General features: G+C 66.1%; 2 protein-coding genes. Both read right to left on the bottom strand.

Annotated elements, in window-relative coordinates; translation table 11 throughout:
* Positions 1-237: IS3 family transposase (locus tag K7B09_RS13110; protein WP_317851762.1), on the bottom strand; the 237-nt coding region annotated here is incomplete at its 3' end.
* 98 nt (positions 238-335) lie between these two features.
* A complete protein-coding gene (locus tag K7B09_RS13105) occupies positions 336-656 on the bottom strand; it encodes a transposase (RefSeq protein ID WP_223629909.1) in 321 nt (106 codons plus the stop codon).
* Positions 657-713: the final 57 nt, after the last annotated feature.

The raw sequence follows: 713 nt of genomic DNA, 5'->3' as shown, positions 1-713 counted from the left end.
GGTAGCGAACGGCCACGTGCACAGCCGCGGTGCGGCGGGCGTGCGCTGGTAGGCGGCGCGGGCGCGCATGAAGCGTCTGCGCCGCCGCGTGCACAAGCCTTGCTCACGGCGAAGGCGGTCCATGCGGTGCCTGCCGCAGTCGATGCCGCGGCGGCGCAACTCACGCCACAGGCGACGGCTGCCATAACGCTCGTGAAGTTCGTGGTGCATGGCCATGATCACCGCTGCCAGGCGCACGTCTGCTTGCGCACGTGCGCTTGGCGAACGCCGCTTCCATGCGTGATAGCCGCTGACCGATACCTGCAATGCCTGGCACAGGTCGGTCAGCGGATACGTCAGTCGTTGTCCATCGATCCAGGCGTACCGCGCTTGGACGCGCTCGCGAAGTACGCCGTCGCTTTTTTTAGGATCGTGTTTTCCTGCTCCAGCCGCGCCACCTGCTTCCGCAATTGCGCCAGCTCCTGTTGCTGGGGCGAGCGCCGCCCCGAACCGCGGAACGCATGCGCCCCTTCCGTCTGCAACGCCTCACGCCACTTGTAGAGCCGGTTGCGGGGTACGCCGAGCTCAAGAGCGAGCTGCGCCACGGGCTTGTCGCCGCGCTCCATCAAACGCACGGCCTCGCGCTTGAACTCGGCAGTGAATCTCTGTCTTTCCATCCAACACCTCCGGGGTTGTCCCCATTCTCAGGTGTCTATGGAAGGCGGGCCACTCCA

Source organism: Thermomonas beijingensis (assembly GCF_020034655.1).
Classification (GTDB): Bacteria; Pseudomonadota; Gammaproteobacteria; order Xanthomonadales; family Xanthomonadaceae; genus Thermomonas; species Thermomonas beijingensis.
This window is presented reverse-complemented; position numbering and strand designations above follow the sequence as displayed.

Bases quoted from the DNA above. Each gene is read 5' to 3' on its own strand.
- K7B09_RS13105 (WP_223629909.1), bottom strand. From the start codon at position 656: ATGGAAAGACAGAGATTCACTGCCGAGTTCAAGCGCGAGGCCGTGCGT.